General features: G+C 35.1%; 18 protein-coding genes. 9 read left to right on the plus strand and 9 right to left on the minus strand.

Features of this window, described 5'->3' with window-relative positions:
• Positions 1-145: 145 nt before the first annotated feature.
• The 8 genes from AAGD53_RS03650 to AAGD53_RS03685 form a co-directional block, all read right to left on the minus strand.
• Positions 146-919, minus strand: a complete 774-nt coding sequence (locus tag AAGD53_RS03650) for an MFS transporter (protein WP_341763327.1) — start codon at positions 917-919, stop codon at positions 146-148.
• A 435-nt stretch (positions 920-1,354) separates the two neighbouring features.
• Positions 1,355-1,615 (minus strand): hypothetical protein, encoded by a 261-nt coding sequence (locus AAGD53_RS03655; protein WP_341760950.1) that lies wholly within the window; start codon positions 1,613-1,615, stop codon positions 1,355-1,357.
• Between the two features lie 455 nt (positions 1,616-2,070).
• Complete coding sequence (gene nuoE, locus AAGD53_RS03660) at positions 2,071-2,568, minus strand: NADH-quinone oxidoreductase subunit NuoE (protein WP_341763328.1); 498 nt, start codon at positions 2,566-2,568, stop codon at positions 2,071-2,073.
• A complete protein-coding gene (nuoD, locus tag AAGD53_RS03665) occupies positions 2,565-3,740 on the minus strand; it encodes an NADH dehydrogenase (quinone) subunit D (RefSeq protein ID WP_341747507.1) in 1,176 nt (391 codons plus the stop codon). The genes nuoE and nuoD overlap by 4 nt, the downstream gene beginning before the upstream one ends.
• A 97-nt stretch (positions 3,741-3,837) precedes the next feature.
• On the minus strand, positions 3,838-4,347 hold the full coding sequence (locus tag AAGD53_RS07740; RefSeq protein ID WP_410521118.1) for a hypothetical protein: 510 nt from the start codon (positions 4,345-4,347) through the stop codon (positions 3,838-3,840).
• A gap of 15 nt (positions 4,348-4,362) precedes the next feature.
• A complete protein-coding gene (gene lspA / locus AAGD53_RS03675; protein ID WP_341763407.1) occupies positions 4,363-4,953 on the minus strand; it encodes a signal peptidase II in 591 nt (196 codons plus the stop codon).
• Between the two features lie 383 nt (positions 4,954-5,336).
• On the minus strand, positions 5,337-6,227 hold the full coding sequence (locus AAGD53_RS03680) for a HEPN domain-containing protein (RefSeq protein WP_341763329.1): 891 nt from the start codon (positions 6,225-6,227) through the stop codon (positions 5,337-5,339).
• 443 nt (positions 6,228-6,670) lie between these two features.
• On the minus strand, positions 6,671-9,040 hold the full coding sequence (locus tag AAGD53_RS03685) for a WH2 domain-containing protein (protein ID WP_341763330.1): 2,370 nt from the start codon (positions 9,038-9,040) through the stop codon (positions 6,671-6,673).
• A gap of 280 nt (positions 9,041-9,320) precedes the next feature.
• Between AAGD53_RS03685 and AAGD53_RS03690 the strand changes: the two genes are divergently transcribed.
• From AAGD53_RS03690 to AAGD53_RS03715, 6 genes are all read left to right on the plus strand, one after another.
• The gene (locus AAGD53_RS03690; RefSeq protein WP_341763331.1) at positions 9,321-9,935 is read left to right on the plus strand and encodes a 50S ribosomal protein L25/general stress protein Ctc; all 615 of its coding nucleotides are present in this window, start codon (positions 9,321-9,323) and stop codon (positions 9,933-9,935) included.
• Positions 9,936-10,344: 409 nt separating this feature from the next.
• Positions 10,345-10,926 carry an aminoacyl-tRNA hydrolase gene (pth, locus tag AAGD53_RS03695; protein ID WP_341763332.1) on the plus strand — a complete coding sequence of 194 codons (582 nt, stop codon included), beginning with the start codon at positions 10,345-10,347 and terminating at the stop codon, positions 10,924-10,926.
• Between the two features lie 2 nt (positions 10,927-10,928).
• Positions 10,929-11,354 (plus strand): GNAT family N-acetyltransferase, encoded by a 426-nt coding sequence (locus AAGD53_RS03700; protein WP_341763333.1) that lies wholly within the window; start codon positions 10,929-10,931, stop codon positions 11,352-11,354.
• Positions 11,351-12,448, plus strand: a complete 1,098-nt coding sequence (ychF, locus tag AAGD53_RS03705) for a redox-regulated ATPase YchF (RefSeq protein ID WP_341763334.1) — start codon at positions 11,351-11,353, stop codon at positions 12,446-12,448. Before AAGD53_RS03700 ends, ychF begins: the two co-directional genes overlap by 4 nt.
• Before the next feature lie 9 nt (positions 12,449-12,457).
• Complete coding sequence (locus tag AAGD53_RS03710; protein WP_341763335.1) at positions 12,458-13,126, plus strand: glutathione S-transferase family protein; 669 nt, start codon at positions 12,458-12,460, stop codon at positions 13,124-13,126.
• A gap of 219 nt (positions 13,127-13,345) precedes the next feature.
• Complete coding sequence (locus AAGD53_RS03715) at positions 13,346-13,987, plus strand: hypothetical protein (protein WP_341763336.1); 642 nt, start codon at positions 13,346-13,348, stop codon at positions 13,985-13,987.
• 274 nt (positions 13,988-14,261) lie between these two features.
• Here the strand turns inward: AAGD53_RS03715 and AAGD53_RS03720 are convergent, their stop codons facing one another.
• Positions 14,262-15,191, minus strand: coding sequence for a uracil-DNA glycosylase family protein (locus tag AAGD53_RS03720; protein WP_341763337.1), 930 nt, complete (start codon positions 15,189-15,191; stop codon positions 14,262-14,264).
• 30 nt (positions 15,192-15,221) lie between these two features.
• On the opposite strand from AAGD53_RS03720, the gene AAGD53_RS03725 reads away from it, so the two are divergent.
• The 3 genes from AAGD53_RS03725 to AAGD53_RS03735 all read left to right on the plus strand — a co-directional run bounded on the left by AAGD53_RS03725 (position 15,222) and on the right by AAGD53_RS03735 (position 17,649).
• Positions 15,222-16,196 (plus strand): RluA family pseudouridine synthase, encoded by a 975-nt coding sequence (locus tag AAGD53_RS03725; RefSeq protein ID WP_341763338.1) that lies wholly within the window; start codon positions 15,222-15,224, stop codon positions 16,194-16,196.
• Positions 16,162-17,019, plus strand: a complete 858-nt coding sequence (gene prmC, locus AAGD53_RS03730) for a peptide chain release factor N(5)-glutamine methyltransferase (RefSeq protein WP_341763339.1) — start codon at positions 16,162-16,164, stop codon at positions 17,017-17,019. The genes AAGD53_RS03725 and prmC overlap by 35 nt, the downstream gene beginning before the upstream one ends.
• Before the next feature lie 168 nt (positions 17,020-17,187).
• Positions 17,188-17,649 carry a DNA polymerase III subunit chi gene (locus AAGD53_RS03735; RefSeq protein ID WP_341763340.1) on the plus strand — a complete coding sequence of 154 codons (462 nt, stop codon included), beginning with the start codon at positions 17,188-17,190 and terminating at the stop codon, positions 17,647-17,649.
• The last annotated feature ends 33 nt before the right edge of the window (positions 17,650-17,682 follow it).

Below are 17,682 nucleotides of genomic sequence, written 5' to 3' on the forward strand. Positions count from 1 at the left end.
AACTTAAATAAGTCCATATTATAAAGCTCAAAACTTGTACTATAGAGATAATGAAATTATGATCTACTATTTGTTCACCACTATAACCAAAAGAACTTTTAAGAATATTGCTACAATGAAAGTAAATAAAATAAAAACATACTGGTCATGCACATTGAATTAAAAACAAAGAAATGGAAGATTTTATTTTAACCTTTTCTTGTACAATTGGATTAGACTCTATTGAGTCATGGTTAAACCCAGCTTTTTTAATAATATTTTTTACTCTACTTTTTGCATTTGCAAAATCAGGTGTTTCTCTAAGTTTAGTTCTAGCAATAGAACCTACTAATGCAATTCCTGCTCCAGCCCAAAAAGCATAACGCCAATTAAAATTTTGTTTAATAGCAAGAGATGCAACTCCTAAGGCAGCAAAACCTCCTAAACTAGAAAATATAGTGATCATAGATACAGCAGGATATTGTACTGGTGGTTTTGTTATTTCAGTAACGTATATTTCAGCTCCTATTACTTCACCCATTGAAGACATACCTTGAATCATACGGCATATAGTAACCAGTATAGAAGCGGTAATACCAATTTCTGCATACGTTGGAAGAGTAGCCATTACAACACAAGAAATAGACATCATAGTAGTTGTTACGACTACGGTAACCTTACGACCAATATTATCCCCTATCCAACCAAATATTAAAGCTCCTAATGGTCTTAAAACGTAAGTAGAACAAAAAGCTAAGGCAGTATTCAAAGAAGCCGTCAAGGAGTTAGAAGATTGAAAAAACAATTCATTTAACAATACCGCCATATGCACATATAACATCAGGTCAAAATACTCCAAGAACGTCCCGATTGAAAGCAATCCAACGGCTTCTTTTTGTTCTTTCGTTAGGCTTCTTTGTTCTTGCTGGTATCCTATCATTTATTCACCTTAAATATATTTATTAGTATTTATAAATACTGAAGATTTGGTTAATTAATAGCAAGAAAAAATAATGCAGAAAATTGAAATAATAAGTCTTGGTTGTAACAATATCACGGTTCTATAAACAAATTAGAAGGGGAAAAAGAGATATTGCTAACCATCTGAGGTTAAAGAGATATTGGCTGTCAAAAGTGCATGACATGTTAGTAAATTATTAAAATAAAATACTAACATTGTTGTTATGTGGATCGAATGATTTAAAGAATTGGCTTCGCAAATACTTGCGAGGAATTTGCGTATTCACGTAAGTTGATCTACACTTGGTCGCTCACCCACTGTTTTTATTGTCCCTATTCTTCAAATCTTCGAGTATATTTGCCCTTGAATTCGATATAAGAATTGAGATTATACTTATTATAGATATATCTACCGCTATAAATCTCGTTTATGTCTATCAATCTCTAGGATATCATCATTTTCTAGCCCTTGTTCTATTGCATGTTTTTCAAACATTGATTGCATCATACTAATATCTTGAAAATTTTCTAGATACTCTTCTAGTTTATCAAGTTCAGTCATACAGCTATTCTTATCGCCCTGTTTAAGATGTAATTTGGCTGATTCTACTAGTTGCTGTAATGTACCTAAAACATCCAATTTCATTAGCTCCTTCAGAATCACATTGCGTAGCATAAATACACCTCTTTAATTATATATCATATTTCTTATGCTATGCTAAGTAGTTTAGATGTCAACAATTTAATTTCTATTGTAATAAATAATTATCTTTAAAGAGTGAAAGTTTAAACCAGTAGTGATATTGTTCAAGAATTCATTATTTCAATTTTCGATATTATTTTTTTTGATATACTCAAATGATTTGAAGAATTGGATTTGAAAATGAATGGTGAGCATGCTAGGTATACATATAGTATAATTACGCATGCGAATCCATGATATTTTCAAAAAACAAGTCTTCAAATCATTTGAGTATATCAATTAACCAAATCATTAATATCTACAACACTAGATATCTTTGGCAAACTTGCTTATGCACAAGGATTTAAAGAAGCCACGGAATCTTGACCCACAGCGTACTCAAATGTATGTGAGGAGCAGAGGTAGCACGAATAAATTACCAGCAGAAGTCAGGTGAGGCTATCAATTAAATCAGCCATTTTTTTTTCATCTAAGTCCTCAAAGAAATCATCATTAATTTGTACAACTGGTGCATTGACACAAGCTCCCAAACATTCAACTTCTGTAAGGCTAAATTTTTTATCACTTGTTAGTTCACCAAAGTTAATACCAAGTTTTTTTTTACAAATAGTTACAATTTTATCGCTACCCCTTAGCCAACAAGGAGTAGTCCCACAAATTTGTATATGATATTGTCCTACTGGCTTTAGATTAAACATGGTATAAAATGTTGCAACTTCATATGCTCGGATGAAAGGTAAATTTAGAAAATTTGCTACATACTCTATGCAGCCTCTTGGTAACCAACCATTCATTTGGCGTTGTGCAAGGTCAAGTAATGGCAGAATAGCACTCTTTTGTTTGTTTTCAGGATATTTCTTAATGATATTTTGGGCTTTTTTTAAGTTCTCATCATTAAAACTGAAATTTAGTGGTTCATCATTCATCGATCAATTTCTCCAAAAACAATATCAAGACTGGCAATAATAGTTACCACATCTGCCATCAAATGTCCTTTTGACATGAAATCTAGACCTTGGAGATGGGCAAACCCAGGGGCTTTAATCCGACATCTATAAGGTCTGTTTGTTCCATCAGAGTATAAATACACACCAAACTCGCCTTTTGGTGCTTCAACAAATTTATATATTTCGCCTTTTGGCACATCATATCCTTCAGTGTAAAGTTTAAAATGATTAATCATGGCTTCCATTGATTCTTTCATTTTTTCTCTTGAGGGTGGTGCAATTCTAGGATCATCAGTTTTAATAGCACCCTTTGGCATTTTTTCAAGACATTGCTGTATAATTTTAAGTGATTGGTACATTTCTTCAATACGAACCAAATACCTATCATAACAATCACCAGATTTACCAATTGGTATATCAAAATCTAGCTCATCATATACATCATACGGGGTAGCTTTTCTAAGATCCCATGCGATGCCTGAGCCTCTAAGCATTGGGCCAGAAAACCCCCAATCCATAGCTTCTTTTTGACTTACTACTCCGATATCTACTAAGCGTTGTTTCCAAATTCTATTGTCATTTAACAGAGTCTCGACGTCTTCTAATTTTTTTGAGAATTGCTGAACAAAAATATTTATATCTTCTAGTATACCATTTGGTAAGTCTTGTGCAACACCACCAGGTCTAAAATAATTTGCATGCATTCTAGAGCCGGAGACACGCTCATAAAATTCCATAATTTTTTCGCGTTCCTCAAATAACCATAATAGAGGGGTAGTAGCACCAACATCTAGGGCTTGTGTTGTTATATTCAGTATGTGGTTAAGGATACGAGTAAGCTCAGAAAACATCACTCGAATAAACCCCGCTCGTCTTGGCACATTGCAGCCAAGCAATCCTTCAACTGCTAAAGCAAAAGCGTGTTCTTGGCACATTGGCGATACGTAATCTAACCGATCAAAATATGGTATAGCTTGTAGGTATGTTTTATGCTCAATTAATTTTTCAGTACCACGATGCAGCAATCCAATATGCGGGTCTGCTTTATTGATAACCTCCCCATCCATTTCTAAAATTAATCTTAATACCCCATGGGTAGCTGGATGTTGTGGACCAAAATTTAATACAACACTTTTATTATTATCACCCACCTTGTTTTAGACCCCGGCAATTGTTAATTTTAATCGAGTATATACCAAAATTTTTGTCCACTAAGTAAAAAAATTATATAATATTAAAATAATAGTATTATTTTTCCATGTCCTCTATTAAAGCTTGCTCTCCATCATTGAGATTTTTTGAAGAATAAACTTTGTGGCTCTTTGTATCTTTTTTTTCGATAGAAGGCAATTCATAGTGAGGGGGAACTTCTAAGGTTTTATTGCGTTGTACCCTATACTCATCAGGACCAGGTGTCACTATACCTATTGTTTCTTTTACTTTTTTATTGCAGGCAGACAGTGTTACTAAGGTAGTAAATAACAAAAAAATTATACGCATATACCCTTCGCCTTTCAAGTGTTGGCGTTGTGGCACGATGGGACTTCGCGTACTCACGTAGGTTTGACTACGCTCCGTTCGCTTGCCACTCGTACGCCTAGCCAACTCTTGAAATTCATCTTGTATACTCTTTTGCTTTAAAGAATTGGTTTCTGTAAATATTATCGGGGAATTCGCGTACTCACATACCTTATTGTACTGCTTGTGCTCGCTCACCCCTTGTTTGTTTCCCCCATGCTGCAAATCATTTAAGTACATATATATCAATCCTCTTTATAAATTTATATTTTTCTTAAAATCAAGTTCACGAATCCTATCCGCTTCAGTTTGCAATCGAGCGTGATTATATTCAACATCTTGTTGTTGTTCAACAATTTTCTTGGTCTTATAATAATCATGTAATAAGAATATTGCACCTAATGAAATGAAACTATCTGCTAGATTAAATACCGGAAAACCAAAATCTTTATAGTGAAAATAAATAAAATCAAATACCGCCCCATGAACAAAACGGTCGATCAAATTACCAATAGCACCACCAATGAAAAAACTACAACCAACAAAGCTTGGCATCGTCTTACATTTTAATAAGATATACCACAAATATGCTATAAGGGCAGAGTTAACAACTATAAAAAGCATATTACTATACTGATAATAATTTCGAAGTATCCCAAAACTAATTCCATAATTCCAAACATAAACCATATCTAAAAAGCTGGTTACTTCTAGTGTTAGACCAACTTTACCTCTTAGATAATTTATAAAATACCATTTTACTAGTTGATCTATAATTACTAATTTAACAATTATACGACTACTTTGGCGAATAATTAGTAATATTTTCTTAAATATTGATGGTATACGCATATTAGAATTTAATTTTTGATTATACTCTTCTGCTTTGAAGAATTGTTTTTTAAAAATATCATGGATTCGCATGCGTAACTACTACATGTATGCCTAGCATGCACAACTGTCGAAAGTTCAATAAACACCATTGCGATGAGCGTTGTTAGCCCTAAACCGTCATTGCGAGCGAACGTACGTGAGCGCGGCAATCCATGAAGCTTGTCATATGGATGCTTCGTCGACCTACGGTCTCCTCGCAATGACGTTTGTTGAACTTTCGACAGTTGTGACCTAGCATGCTCACCATTCATTTTCAAATCCAATTCTTCAAAACAGAAGAGTATATATTCCTATTTGATAAAGTTTTTATTGAAAAAATACCTCAGGAAAAATAATCACATTAAGTCTTCTTTATTAATCTTTTCTAGGCAGATTTTCTCAGTCACTATCTTTAATTCCTCTACCCGGTTAATAAGGTAAAGTAATTGTTCTTTACTAATTGTATAATCTTGATCATACCTTGCGTCAACATAAGCATTTCGCAGTAACATAAAGCAATCTTTTTGCTCCTGAGTCTCATGTGGAAATATCTTATAGAGATCGTAATGATGACTTCTAGCCCTATCGCCAAGTCCCAGTATATCATGTGACTTGGCCTTGTAACCAGTAAAAACTAACAGGATAGCATTATAAAAGCTCTCGGTAGCTTGGTGAAGCATAAAGGCTGCATTATTCAATTGTTCTATATCCAAACACAAATGAGCGAGCGACAGAAAGTCCTTAGCTTTTTTAAACCAATATTTAAAATCTTTCTCAGCTATTGGTCTGCGTTCCTGCCATGATAGTTCCTTAGCTTCAGACAGTATAAATTCACCACTATCATATAAAAGAATTCCCTCTTTCTTGATATCACTAAAGAAATACTGACCTTTTTCCAGTTGCTTATTTACCAACCTAATAGGTTCAAGTATCAGAGTAATTGGTGGTTTTTCATCTAATGAGAATTTTTTACCTAGCCTGTTCTCTATCTTATAGAGTAGGTTGATAGCTGGATAGCCAGCATATTCTCCATTCTTTAAAATCAACAAAAGATCAAAATCACTTTGATACTTATAATAACTAATATCTCCTAACTTCTCTATATCCTCTACCCAATCTCCTCTAGCATAAGAGCCAAATAAGATAATCATTGCTATTTTTGATTTGCCTACATATAAGATTTCTTTAACAATATTATCTAGCTTTTCTTTAATCACTAGTGAGCGGTCAGGTAAGGTAGTTTTCATAAAGCTATTTTTTTATCATAGATCAACTATATACCAAATATTTAAATAATCAACAACAATTTAATCATAAATTATAAAATAATTTAAAATTATAATCAATAGTTGTTATATGTGTCATAATCAGTAACAATAACATAAGAATTCAGGATAAGAATTAACTAATTCTTATCCCGAATTGGCTTTAATATAAGGAAATATGCATTCTTAAAGCGGTTTTGCGAATGCATTTTAAACCTTTCTAAAGCTAAAAACATGATTTTAAAAGATTAAAATCATGTTTTTAGCAAAATGGATTGCCACGCTCACGTACGTTCGCTCGCTAATAGACATATACGTCTATAAAACGTCATTGCGAGGAGACCGTAGGTCGACGAAGCAATCTATAATTTCACCGAATTTGGGATAAGAATTAGTTAATTCTTATCCCAAATTCGCATAAATCGCTACACTTCCCTAGAACTAGGGTCTTTTTTGATACCAACTAGTTTGGGGGATGGAGTAGGAGGAAGGGTTTTGTACCCATCTTTTGGGGTCATGGCAAGATTCTCTCCAATAGCTTTTGCTGCTGACTGTAACTTTGGAGGAAATTGTCCTTTTGTTGCATCAACGTTAGCAACAGGGTTAGACTTAATCTCCTCTAGCTGCTGGATGACTTTGTCTCGTTTCTCCTCCCTATCGTCATCATCCCAAATGTCGTTATCATTAATAAGTTTAATTAGCTCCTTATCATTTTTAACACCAGCCTCCTTCATAAGCATGTTAAGAGTATTTTCATCAACAATCTTGTCTTCAATAAGTTTTACAAGATCAGCATGTTCAGGTTCATCATCATCATCAGGGTAAATTTTCTGACGCCTATTTGCCATAGCCTTCTCAAAGATACTCTCCACTGGGCTAGGAGAGCGAGTAGGGGGTGTTTTTTGTTCTTTCTCTAGTTCTTCTAGTGCTTTATTTTCCCCTGATTCAGATAGCTTTTTTTCCCTCATCTGTGCCTTCAGTACCAGTTCAGCAAATAAGTCTCCCCTCTCATTACCTTGTCCTTTCGCTGTTGCTACTGTTGCTTTGTCATGATCAGAACCTGACGGCGAAGGTGGTGGAGGTACTGGATGAGTTGTTGTGGATGCTACCTTTTTAAGTTGTATCCCCGTCCTAATTTCATCCAATAATGCTCCCCTATCTTCTCCTTGTCCTTTCGGTGTTACTACTGCTGCTGCCTTCTGAGCTTGACCTGCCGTAGGTTCTATAGGCGGTGGCGGAGCTGGTGGAGGAGGCGGCGGCGGTGGTGGCACACTTCCAGTTGTGTGCTGAGTACCTTGTGGCAATGGAGGAGGTGGTGCTGCCATAGCATTTCCTGCTGCTCGCTGAGCAGCATGTAAACCTTCTATCGGAGGAGGTGGAGGTATATTACTTACAGGTGGTAACGGTGGAGGTGTTGGTATATCTCTTCCCACTGCTTGCTGCCCCTCTTGATGCTGCACCGATGGAGGCGGTGGTGCTGGACGCAGTAGTGTATTTTGACCCGGCAACGGAGGAGCTGGAGGTATAGCAAATTCTGTTGCTTGCTGAACCTCTTGATTTTGCAACGGGGGAGGAGATGGTGCTTTACCTTTACCAGGTATGTGTGCTTTCGGTTTAGTTTCCTCTCTATGCTGAATATTTTGTGAATCCTGCAATGATGTATGGGGAAGAGGTGAAGATGAAAGAGATCTTGTTATAGTGTTTTCCGCTGCTTGATGAATAGCTAGATCTGGCATCGACGTAGCACGCATAAGTGGTGGAATCGGTGGTGCTTGGCGTGTAGGTATTATCCGTTCAGGCATTGATGATGACAGGGCTTGAGATTGAGCCAAATCTTGGCTTGTAGACAATGGCTGTGAAGCAGTAACTGCAGCTGTAAAAGTGGACTCAAGCTCACTTCTTAAAGCTTCTACTTTCTCTGACCTAAGGTTTATTGGATCTCTTCCTTTAAGCTTTTCTAATTCTTTCTGCAACCTATTTTTTCTAGCTATTGTTGAATCTTCTATGTTTTTACCAGCGATCTCTAATCCCTGATCAACCTTTTTTAATATTTCATTATTGTGGGTTATGTTATCTTTTAAAATTTGTTCTGGAGTATTTACAAAAATATGCTTGATTTTTGCAGTAATTTTTTTAAGACCGTCTAGCCATGTTGATGGTAATTCTTCCCGCAATTCTGCTAATTCTTGCTTTATTGAAAGAAGTTCTTTAATATTATCATTAGCCTTTACCAACTTAACTAGATCTTGTTGTACGTGTACCAGTCTTATTCTTTCTTGATGTAGTGCCTTCGCTTCATCAGTATTATAAACTTGTGATACAATTTGGCTAAAATTTTCATGAGATATATCCAACTTTACTAAGGATTCTCTTAATCGTTTTACCCGTTGTAGTTGTTCCTCTGATAGTTCTTTGGTTATGATCTTATCAAATCCTGCTTGTAACTCTGTATCTATAATTCTCTGTAAAGATAAGTTTTTTTTACCTACATCTCTTAATGTATTGTCAACATATTTGAGTACATCTCTGTTGGCTCTTCTCTTTTCTTCAGCAATTTCCTCATCATTTTTTATAAACAGATATTTTACTTGTGCAACAGTATGCACAAACCTTTCAAACCAAGGTAAAGAAGGGTATTCTTTTTTTAAATCTTCCACTTTCTGTTTTAGCTGTCTACTCTCGTCCAGTTTTTCATTAGCCTTTAAAAGATTCCCTACAGAATTTATTGTATCCAGTAATTTACCTTTTTCCTGTGATAACACGCTTTCTATTTGTTGATCTTTATCTTTCGACATGTAAATACCTCCTTATTAACTCTACTAAATGTAGGGTAAGCAAAAAAGATGTCATTCCCGCGTAGCTAGCGGAATCTACAAAATAGCCTGAAAGGCTATTAAATGATTATGGATTTCCGCCTACGCGGGCAGGAATGACATCTTTTTTGCATTGATTACAACTTTGAAATTACCCTGTGGCATTATGTAAGCAGCTTTAAAGCAGCTTGTCAAATTAATACTTGAATTTTTTAGCATTTAATACTATCATCTATGTTTTAAAAGCTCTTAGGAGAGAAAGATGAGTGAACTATTAGAACTTGCAGCAGAAATGCGAGAGAAATTTGGTACGGGAGTCGCAAGAGAACTACGTAGGAAAGGTATGGTTCCAGCCATGGTTTATGGAGCAGGTAAAGAAGTGCTAGCCGTTTCTATCGAAGAAAAAGAGATAACTAAGCATTATAGAAAACCTAGTTTTATCTCTACAGTTATTCAAATTAAAGTGGGTAGTAAAACGCATAAAGTGTTACCAAAGGCTGTAGAATTGCATCCTATTACTGACATAGTAAGGCATGTTGACTTTGTACATTTAGAGGAAAAGACCCAAAGAATGGAAGTACCGGTAGTCTATGAGGGTAAAGAAAGAGCTTTGGGAGTTAAAAGAGGAGGATTCTTTAATATAATAAAAAGAACTATAACTCTTTTATGTGATGTCAATAATATACCTAAAAATATTAATATTGATGTTACCAACATGCATATCGGTCAGTCTTTAAAAGCAAAAAGCATTAAACTCCCTGAAGGAGTCCAGCTAGCTAGTAAAAATGATTTTATTATGGCTACTATAATTGGTCGTAAGGGTAGTAAGTCAGAAGATGAAGAAGCTGTAACTGAGGAAGTGAAGCCGACAAAGTAGTTGTTTTTGAAGCTATAAGGGTACTATGTCTTGTCACCCACAACTGTTGAAAGTTAAAAAATCGTCATTGCGATGAGCTTTGTAAGCCCTAAACCGTCATAGCAAGGCTCTGTAGATGCCGTGGCGATCTAGGTAAACAGCGAAGCTGTTTTTTTAGAGTAACGCTTCACGTATCCTAGATTGCCGCGTCGCTGTGCTTTGCACAGCTCCTCGCAATGACATTGAGTTTAATTTATTTATACATTTTCAATCACTACGCTCTTAAGTTGATGACATGGACTTCGTCCATATATGACACCTATGTGCCTTCGCATGGATGACATCGGTGCAGGGATACTCTAGGCTATTAAACCGATGTCTTACATGAGATTAAATATAAGTGCAAATCGCTCTCTAATGATATTATAATATGCTTAAATCTGAAGACAAAGGGTATATAGTTGTTGTAGGTTTGGGCAATATAGGCAAAGAGTACCAAAATACTCGCCATAATGTTGGCTTTACAGCTGTGGAACGTTTATCAGAATACTGTAAATTTTCTTGGAATACCAAAGCTAAATTTCATGCAGAACTTGCACAAGGGATAATAGGCGGACATAAATTACTATTAGCAAAGCCTATGACTTATATGAATCTGTCTGGAAAAGCAGTACAAGCAATATGTTCTTACTATAATGTCAAATTACAAAATATTTTTGTAGTGCATGATGATATAGATTTAGAAACTGGTAGAATAAAATATAAATTGGCTGGTGGTAGTGGTGGGCATAATGGTTTAAAATCATTGGATCAGTGTATAGGAAATGATTATCATCGTATAAGAATAGGGGTAGGAAGACCAGCGGCGTATGATGATGTGTCGGATTACGTTTTAGCTTCTTTTTCTAAAGAGGAATATAAAATTATTGTTAATTCCATTGAGGTAATAATTAATAATTTCCGTTTATTGCTTTCAGGTGAAATGGAAGAGTTTAAAAGGAGCATCGTTTAAATATGAAACAACAATTAACTTGTGTTTATGCAGATGACATGGATGCACAATATTCGAAGATAATGCAGGATGGATTAGATGAACTTGCCAAAAATAAGAAGGGTCTTGAGGCTGTCCAATCATTTTCCTTCTCGTGTTTTGATAATGATAAAAACTTTGTTGCTGGTATAAAAGGTGTACTTATTTATGGTTGTTTATACGTTGATACGTTATGGGTTTCTGGAGATTTTCGAGGTCAGAATTACGGTACTTTACTAATGTCCAAGGCAGAAAATCTAGCACGAGAGCGTAATTGTAGATTTATGAGTTTGTGTACTACCGATTGGCAAGCTAGACCATTTTATGAAAAATTAGGGTTTAAATTAGAGTTTACAAGAAGGGGATATGATAAAGATTCAGAATTATATTTTTTAAAGAAAGATTTATGACATTAAAATGTGGTATTGTTGGCTTGCCAAATGTAGGAAAATCAACCCTATTTAATGCCTTAACTTCAAGTATTGTAGCAGAAGCGGCTAATTATCCTTTCTGCACTATAGAACCAAATTCTGCTATAGTATCAGTACCAGATGTTAGGCTAAATGAGCTATCCATTATTGCTGGTTCTAGTAAAATTATTCCTACTTACATAGAAGTTGTCGATATTGCAGGTTTGGTAAAAGGTGCTAGTAAAGGGGAGGGGCTGGGTAATAAATTCTTATCTCACATACGAGAAGTTGATGCTATTTTGCACGTACTACGTTGTTTTGAGGATATAGATGTTACTCACGTACATAATAAAATTGATCCAATATATGATGCTGAAATAATAGAGACAGAATTAATTTTAGCAGATATTGAGTCGGTGGAGAAACGCTTAATAAATGTTGAGAAACGTTTAAAAACAGGTGATAAAACTTTAAAAGACCAAATAGAGTTATTAAAAGAAATTCAAGCAACTCTAGCGGTAGGTAAACCGGTGCGTAGCATGATTGGAACTTATAGTAAAGAGGCTTTAGATCAATTACAATTATTAACTTCTAAGCCGGTTTTGTATGCTTGCAATGTACTGGAAGAAGATGCGGTTACTGGTAATAAATTTACGGAACTTGTAGCCAAAAAAGCTGGGGAAGAAGGTGCAAAACATGTTATTATTTCATCAAAAATTGAAGCGGATATTGCAATTTTAGAAAATGACGAAGAGAAATCTGAATTCTTAAATAGTATGGGTCTTGTGGAAACGGGTCTAAGTAAAATTATCAAAGAAATGTATAACTTATTAGACCTAAGAAGCTTTTTTACTGTAGGTCCAAAAGAAACACATGGCTGGACTTTTCGTAATGGTACGCTAGCCCCTCAAGCAGCCGGTATTATTCATACTGATTTTGAGAAAGGTTTTATCCGGGCTGAGGTTATTAGTTATGAGGATTATATAAATTTTAATGGTGAAGTGAAAGCTAAAGAAATGGGTAAAATGCGTTTAGAGGGCAAGGAGTATAAAATGCAGGATGGAGATGTAGTGCATTTTAGATTTAATGTTTAAATAAGGGATATGAGAAAATTATACCATTATCCTATTTGTCCGTTATCACGTCAAGTTCGGGTGTATTTAAAAGAGCTAGATGTGCAGTTTACTATGGTTAAGGAGGATTATTGGCTTCGGGATAAGGAATTTTTGTCTTTAAATCAGGCGGGGGCGACACCTGTCTTACAAGAGGCGTCCACTCTAATTATAGCAGGAATTTATCCCATCACTGAGTATTTACATGAAAAATATCCAAATTTTAATTTTATCGATGAAGATATTGATATTAGATGTGAAATTCGTAGGTTGCTCAGTTGGTTTAATGAAAAATTTTACCGCGAAGTAACAAAAATTATTATCGATGAAAAAATAGTAAGGTCCTTCTGCCAATTAGGTGGTCCTAGAACCGATTTTCTTAGGGCAGCAAAAAATAATCTATCACATCATTTAAGCTATATGTCAAATTTATTTGAAAAGCGTAGCTTTATTGCATCAAATTCTTTAAGTTGTGCAGATATAGCTGCTGCCTGTCATATATCAGTTCTAGATTATTTTGGCGAAATTAATTGGGACAAATGGCTGTCTATTCGTCATTGGTATGCAATCATAAAATCTAGACCTAGCTTCCGCTTCCTATTACACGACCAAATACCAGGTTTTACTCCACCCACCTGTTATGCTGATTTAGATTTTTAGTGGTTGCGATATAGTTATTTTTATGATAGCTTCTAGGTGAATAGTATACTCGATGAAAATCAAGAATTGCGTTGTTGTCTTCAGGGATCGTAGGTAGCCACGTACTAATATGTACGCCTAGCACCTCGACCTTTTGACTCCTGCTACTATCATGATTTTGATTCTATCGTCTATCAACTCTTCATTTACGAGCAGTATATAATTAAAATAGAGGATATTATGAGTAAAGATGACGATAATAATCCAAAAGTGGATTCTCTACCGTCTTATCAGGAAGCTGTAGCTCAAAAACCAAAAGAAGCCCAAGAACGTTTGTCTGCAGAAGAGCTAAAGAGTCATATAGGAGAAATGCCTAACACTTTTCTAGCTTTGCAACAACTAGAGGATGTACAAAAGAATCTTGAAAAAGCCCGTGGGCTTTTTGCTGGTACTACTAGTAAGGCTCTTTCTGGGGTAGAGAAATTAGAATTTGAAAAAGCTGGAGAGGTTTTTGAGAAATTTATGAGTTCATTTGAGAAACTTAGGACATTTGCTGATAGTGTAGATCATAAAAAACCCCTAGACAGCTTGGGAGATTCATTAACTTTTACCGGTCGCTTAAAAGATTTCGCCAAAGAGCAATTAAAGAAAGTTGAAAAAATATTTGAAAGACCAACTAATGCAGTTAAAAACAATCCAATTTTAAATGCGGTAGGGAATGTGATAAAATCTGCATGTCATGCGGTTGGTACTATAGCTAAAGGTACTTTAAACAATGCGATAGCTACTGGAGAACTTGCCAAAAGTGTTGTTAATCTAGGTGTAGCAATAAAAGATAGCATTGTAGGAAAAGGAGTGAAACAAGCAACTAGGAGCGTTTAGCACAACTGTTGAAAGTTAAAAAATCGTCTATTAGCGAAGTGCTGTTGTAAGGCTTAAACCGTCATTGTGATGAGCTTTGCAAGCCCTAAACCGTCATTGCGAGAAGCCGCTTATAGCGGCTTCGTGGCAATCTTGTGAAGGAGAGCTTGCCTCATGAGATCGCCACGGCGTCTGTCGACGCCTCGCGATGACGATTTTAACTTTCAACAGTTGTGCTATGGTCTCCTCGCTAATAGACGTTTGTGAATTGAGAGTAATGCTAGTTTGGTTAGCTCTATATCCCGATATTTGTATTGATATATTCATGGATTTTTAGTAAATCATACCAAGTGGTTTTTTTCTGCATTGGTTGTCTAAGCAAATAGGCAGGATGGAAGATAGAAGTGGTTTGAATTGGTTTGCTAAGATACTGATTTGTGTATAAATAATATTCTTGTCTGATTTTACTTATACCAGCATTTTTGCCAAGTAAGCTAGTTGCTGCAACATTTCCCACTAAAACAATTAGTTTTGGGTTTATTAAAGCAATATGTTTCTCAACAAAAGGTCTACAAATATCTATTTCTTCTTGCGTCGGTTGGCGGTTAGCTGGTGGCCGCCAAAATACAGTGTTAGTAATATAAGCGTTATGTTCTCTTGAAATATTGATAGAGGCTAATACATTATCGAGTAACTTACCACTTTCCCCGCAAAATGGTATCCCTTGTGCATCTTCGTTACTACCCGGTGCTTCCCCAATAAACATTATAGAACTTTGTGGATTCCCATCAGCAAATACGGTTTTATTGGCTAATTTCTTTAAACCACAACCGTTAAAATTCATTAGTAGTTTTTTTAGTTCTTCTAAGCTGTTAGCTGAGTCAGCCAAAGTTCTAGACAAGGAAATACTGTCATCCTGTTTCTGTGCAGGATATGGATTCCCGCCTGTGCGGGAATGACATGAAGGATTGCGGGAATGATTAGAAATGGATTGCTTCGTCGCCACTAAAGTGCCTTTTCGCAATGACGTGTGGGTAAAAGTACTGTCGTCATTGCGAGGAGGCGTAGCCGACGAAGCAATCCATATATGACATGAAGAATTGCGGGAATGACGAGGAGTGCAGGGTATTTCTTGCTGATTAATAGTTGATTGTGAAAAATAATAATCTATACCAATTGCTTGCAACCATTTTAGTTGGTTGATTTTTTTTGTAAAATGCGTCATTTTATTCATTTAAAAAATATTTTGTAGTAGATGGAAGAATATAACGTACCAAAAAATTTAGATGGGTTTAGACTTGATAAGGCTTTGGTAGGTCTTATCAGTAAAACATCTAGAAGCCAAATTCAGAAGCTCATAAATGGCTTGCAAGTACAAGTTAATGGTTTGATTATTTCTGATTCCGACTTTAAGGTCAAGGAGAATGATCTTATTTCAGTAGTTTTTAAAGATACTGAGCCTTTAACAATGCAGGAAGCTGATATTAAACTTGATATTTTCTATGAAGATGAAGATTTAATGGTGATCAATAAAGCAGCTGGTATGACAGTACATCCTGGTAGTGGAAACCATCATGATACTTTGGTAAATGCTTTGTTACACCATGCAAAATCCTTATCTAGCATAGGAGGGTTAGAAAGACCTGGTATAGTTCATCGTTTAGATAAAGATACATCAGGTCTGATGGTTGTTGCCAAAAATAATTTTGCCCATCAACATCTTGCCAGTCAGATAGAAAGTCGTAATCTTATACGCAAATATAAAGCATTAGTTTGGGGTATTATCAATCCACAAGAAGGAGTTATAAGAAATAATATTGGAAGAAGCCGTGTCTTACGGCAAAAGATGACTATTTTGAAATTTGGTGGTAAAGAGGCGATTACTCATTATAAAACAGAAGAAATATTTTTTAATGGTCTAATCAGTATGTTAGAATGTAAACTTACTACTGGTCGAACTCATCAAATCAGAGTGCAGCTGAGTCATTTAAAACATTCTGTGGTAGGAGACCAAACTTATGGTAAGAATAGCAGGAAAGTTAGCCATAATTATAGCATAGTACCACAAAAACTAGTAAATTTCAAGAGGCAAGCATTACATTCTTGGTATATAAGTTTTTCCCACCCAGTGAGTGGTAAATTGTTGGAATTTCAATCACCTTTGCCGCAGGATATTATGGAGATAATTATACAAGATGAATATAAAAGAATTATTAATTTATGCTACTAGCAAATTACAAACAGTAGGTATTAAATCAGCAAACCTAGAGTCACGCATATTGATGCAGCATATAACTGGTAAATCTATTGAATATTTATTAGCAAGATCAGAAGAAAGATTGACCGAGGCAAAACAAATTATTTTTAAAAATTTAGTTAATAGACGTATATTATTAGAACCAATAGCCTACATTATAGGGTATAAAGAGTTTTATGGTTACCAATTTATCATAGATAATAAAGTGCTTATTCCTAGGCAAGATACTGAGGTACTTGTAGATGCAATTTTAAGCGATATAAAAACAAATGCAGAGCTAGCAATATTGGAACTTGGCACAGGTAGTGGTTGTATAGCTTTGAGCTTGTTACTAGAAATGCCAAATAGCAATGTAACTGCGACTGATATAAGTAACGAAGCGATTGCTATAGCTCGTCAAAATGCTATAAAACATAAAGTTTCTGATAGATTTAAAATAATTAATAGTAACTGGTTTGAAAATTTGGAAAAGCAAAAATTTGATATTATCGTAAGTAATCCACCATATATTTCTTTTGATGATACTATTTATATGTCTCCTGAGACCCTGCAATATGAACCCCACTTAGCCTTATTTGCCGAAGATAATGGATTGGCCTCATATTACATAATCGCTAAAGAAGCCAAGGGATTTTTAAAACAAAATGGTAAATTATTCGTAGAGATTGGTTTTAATCAATTGGCAGCTGTTACAGAAATTTTTGTTAGTTATGGTTATACGGTTAAGCAAGTTTATAAGGATTTGGAAGGTAGAGATAGAGGGCTTCTAATACTCGATAATCAAGTTTTTTTCTAAGGCATACAATTCATGGTAGGTTATGTTATCCCCACGTAGGCAGGGGTCTAAAAAAGTCTAACAAACCCTCTTGGTTTATTTTTTTAGATTCCTGCCTACGCAGGAATGACATCGAGAGTAATTAAATCGAATTGAGATTAGATAAGTTTTAAATTTAAGAGAATTATCATGCAACAATTTAGTCTTTACCATACTGCTGAAGGATTACTTCATAAGACAACCTGCCTTTTAGTAGAAAAATCTTATCATAGTAATTTAAGGATTGTAGTTTTAACTCCGGATACTGAGGTACAAGAATCACTAAACAAGATGATATGGACATATTCTAGGAAACAATTTATTCCGCATGGCAGTAAACTTGATCCATTACCAGAAAAACAACCAGTTTATATTACTCATCAGTTAGAAAATCCTAACCAAGCTAGCATTCTAATAATCATTGCTCCCTTTGATATTGAAGAAATTCTTAATAACAAACAGTATGTTGCACATTTTCAAAGAATAATTATAATATACGATGGTTTGGATAATTTAAGTCTAATAGTTAAAGCAATAAATGAACTAACTATTGCGACACCGGTGATTGACTGTTATAAACAGAGTCCAGTAGGAACATGGAGTAAGATTTAGGTATACTCAGGTAGAATTTCAAGAATTGGTGTC

Origin of the sequence: Candidatus Tisiphia endosymbiont of Melanophora roralis, assembly GCF_964026575.1 — a bacterium.
In the GTDB taxonomy this organism is placed as follows: domain Bacteria; phylum Pseudomonadota; class Alphaproteobacteria; order Rickettsiales; family Rickettsiaceae; genus Tisiphia.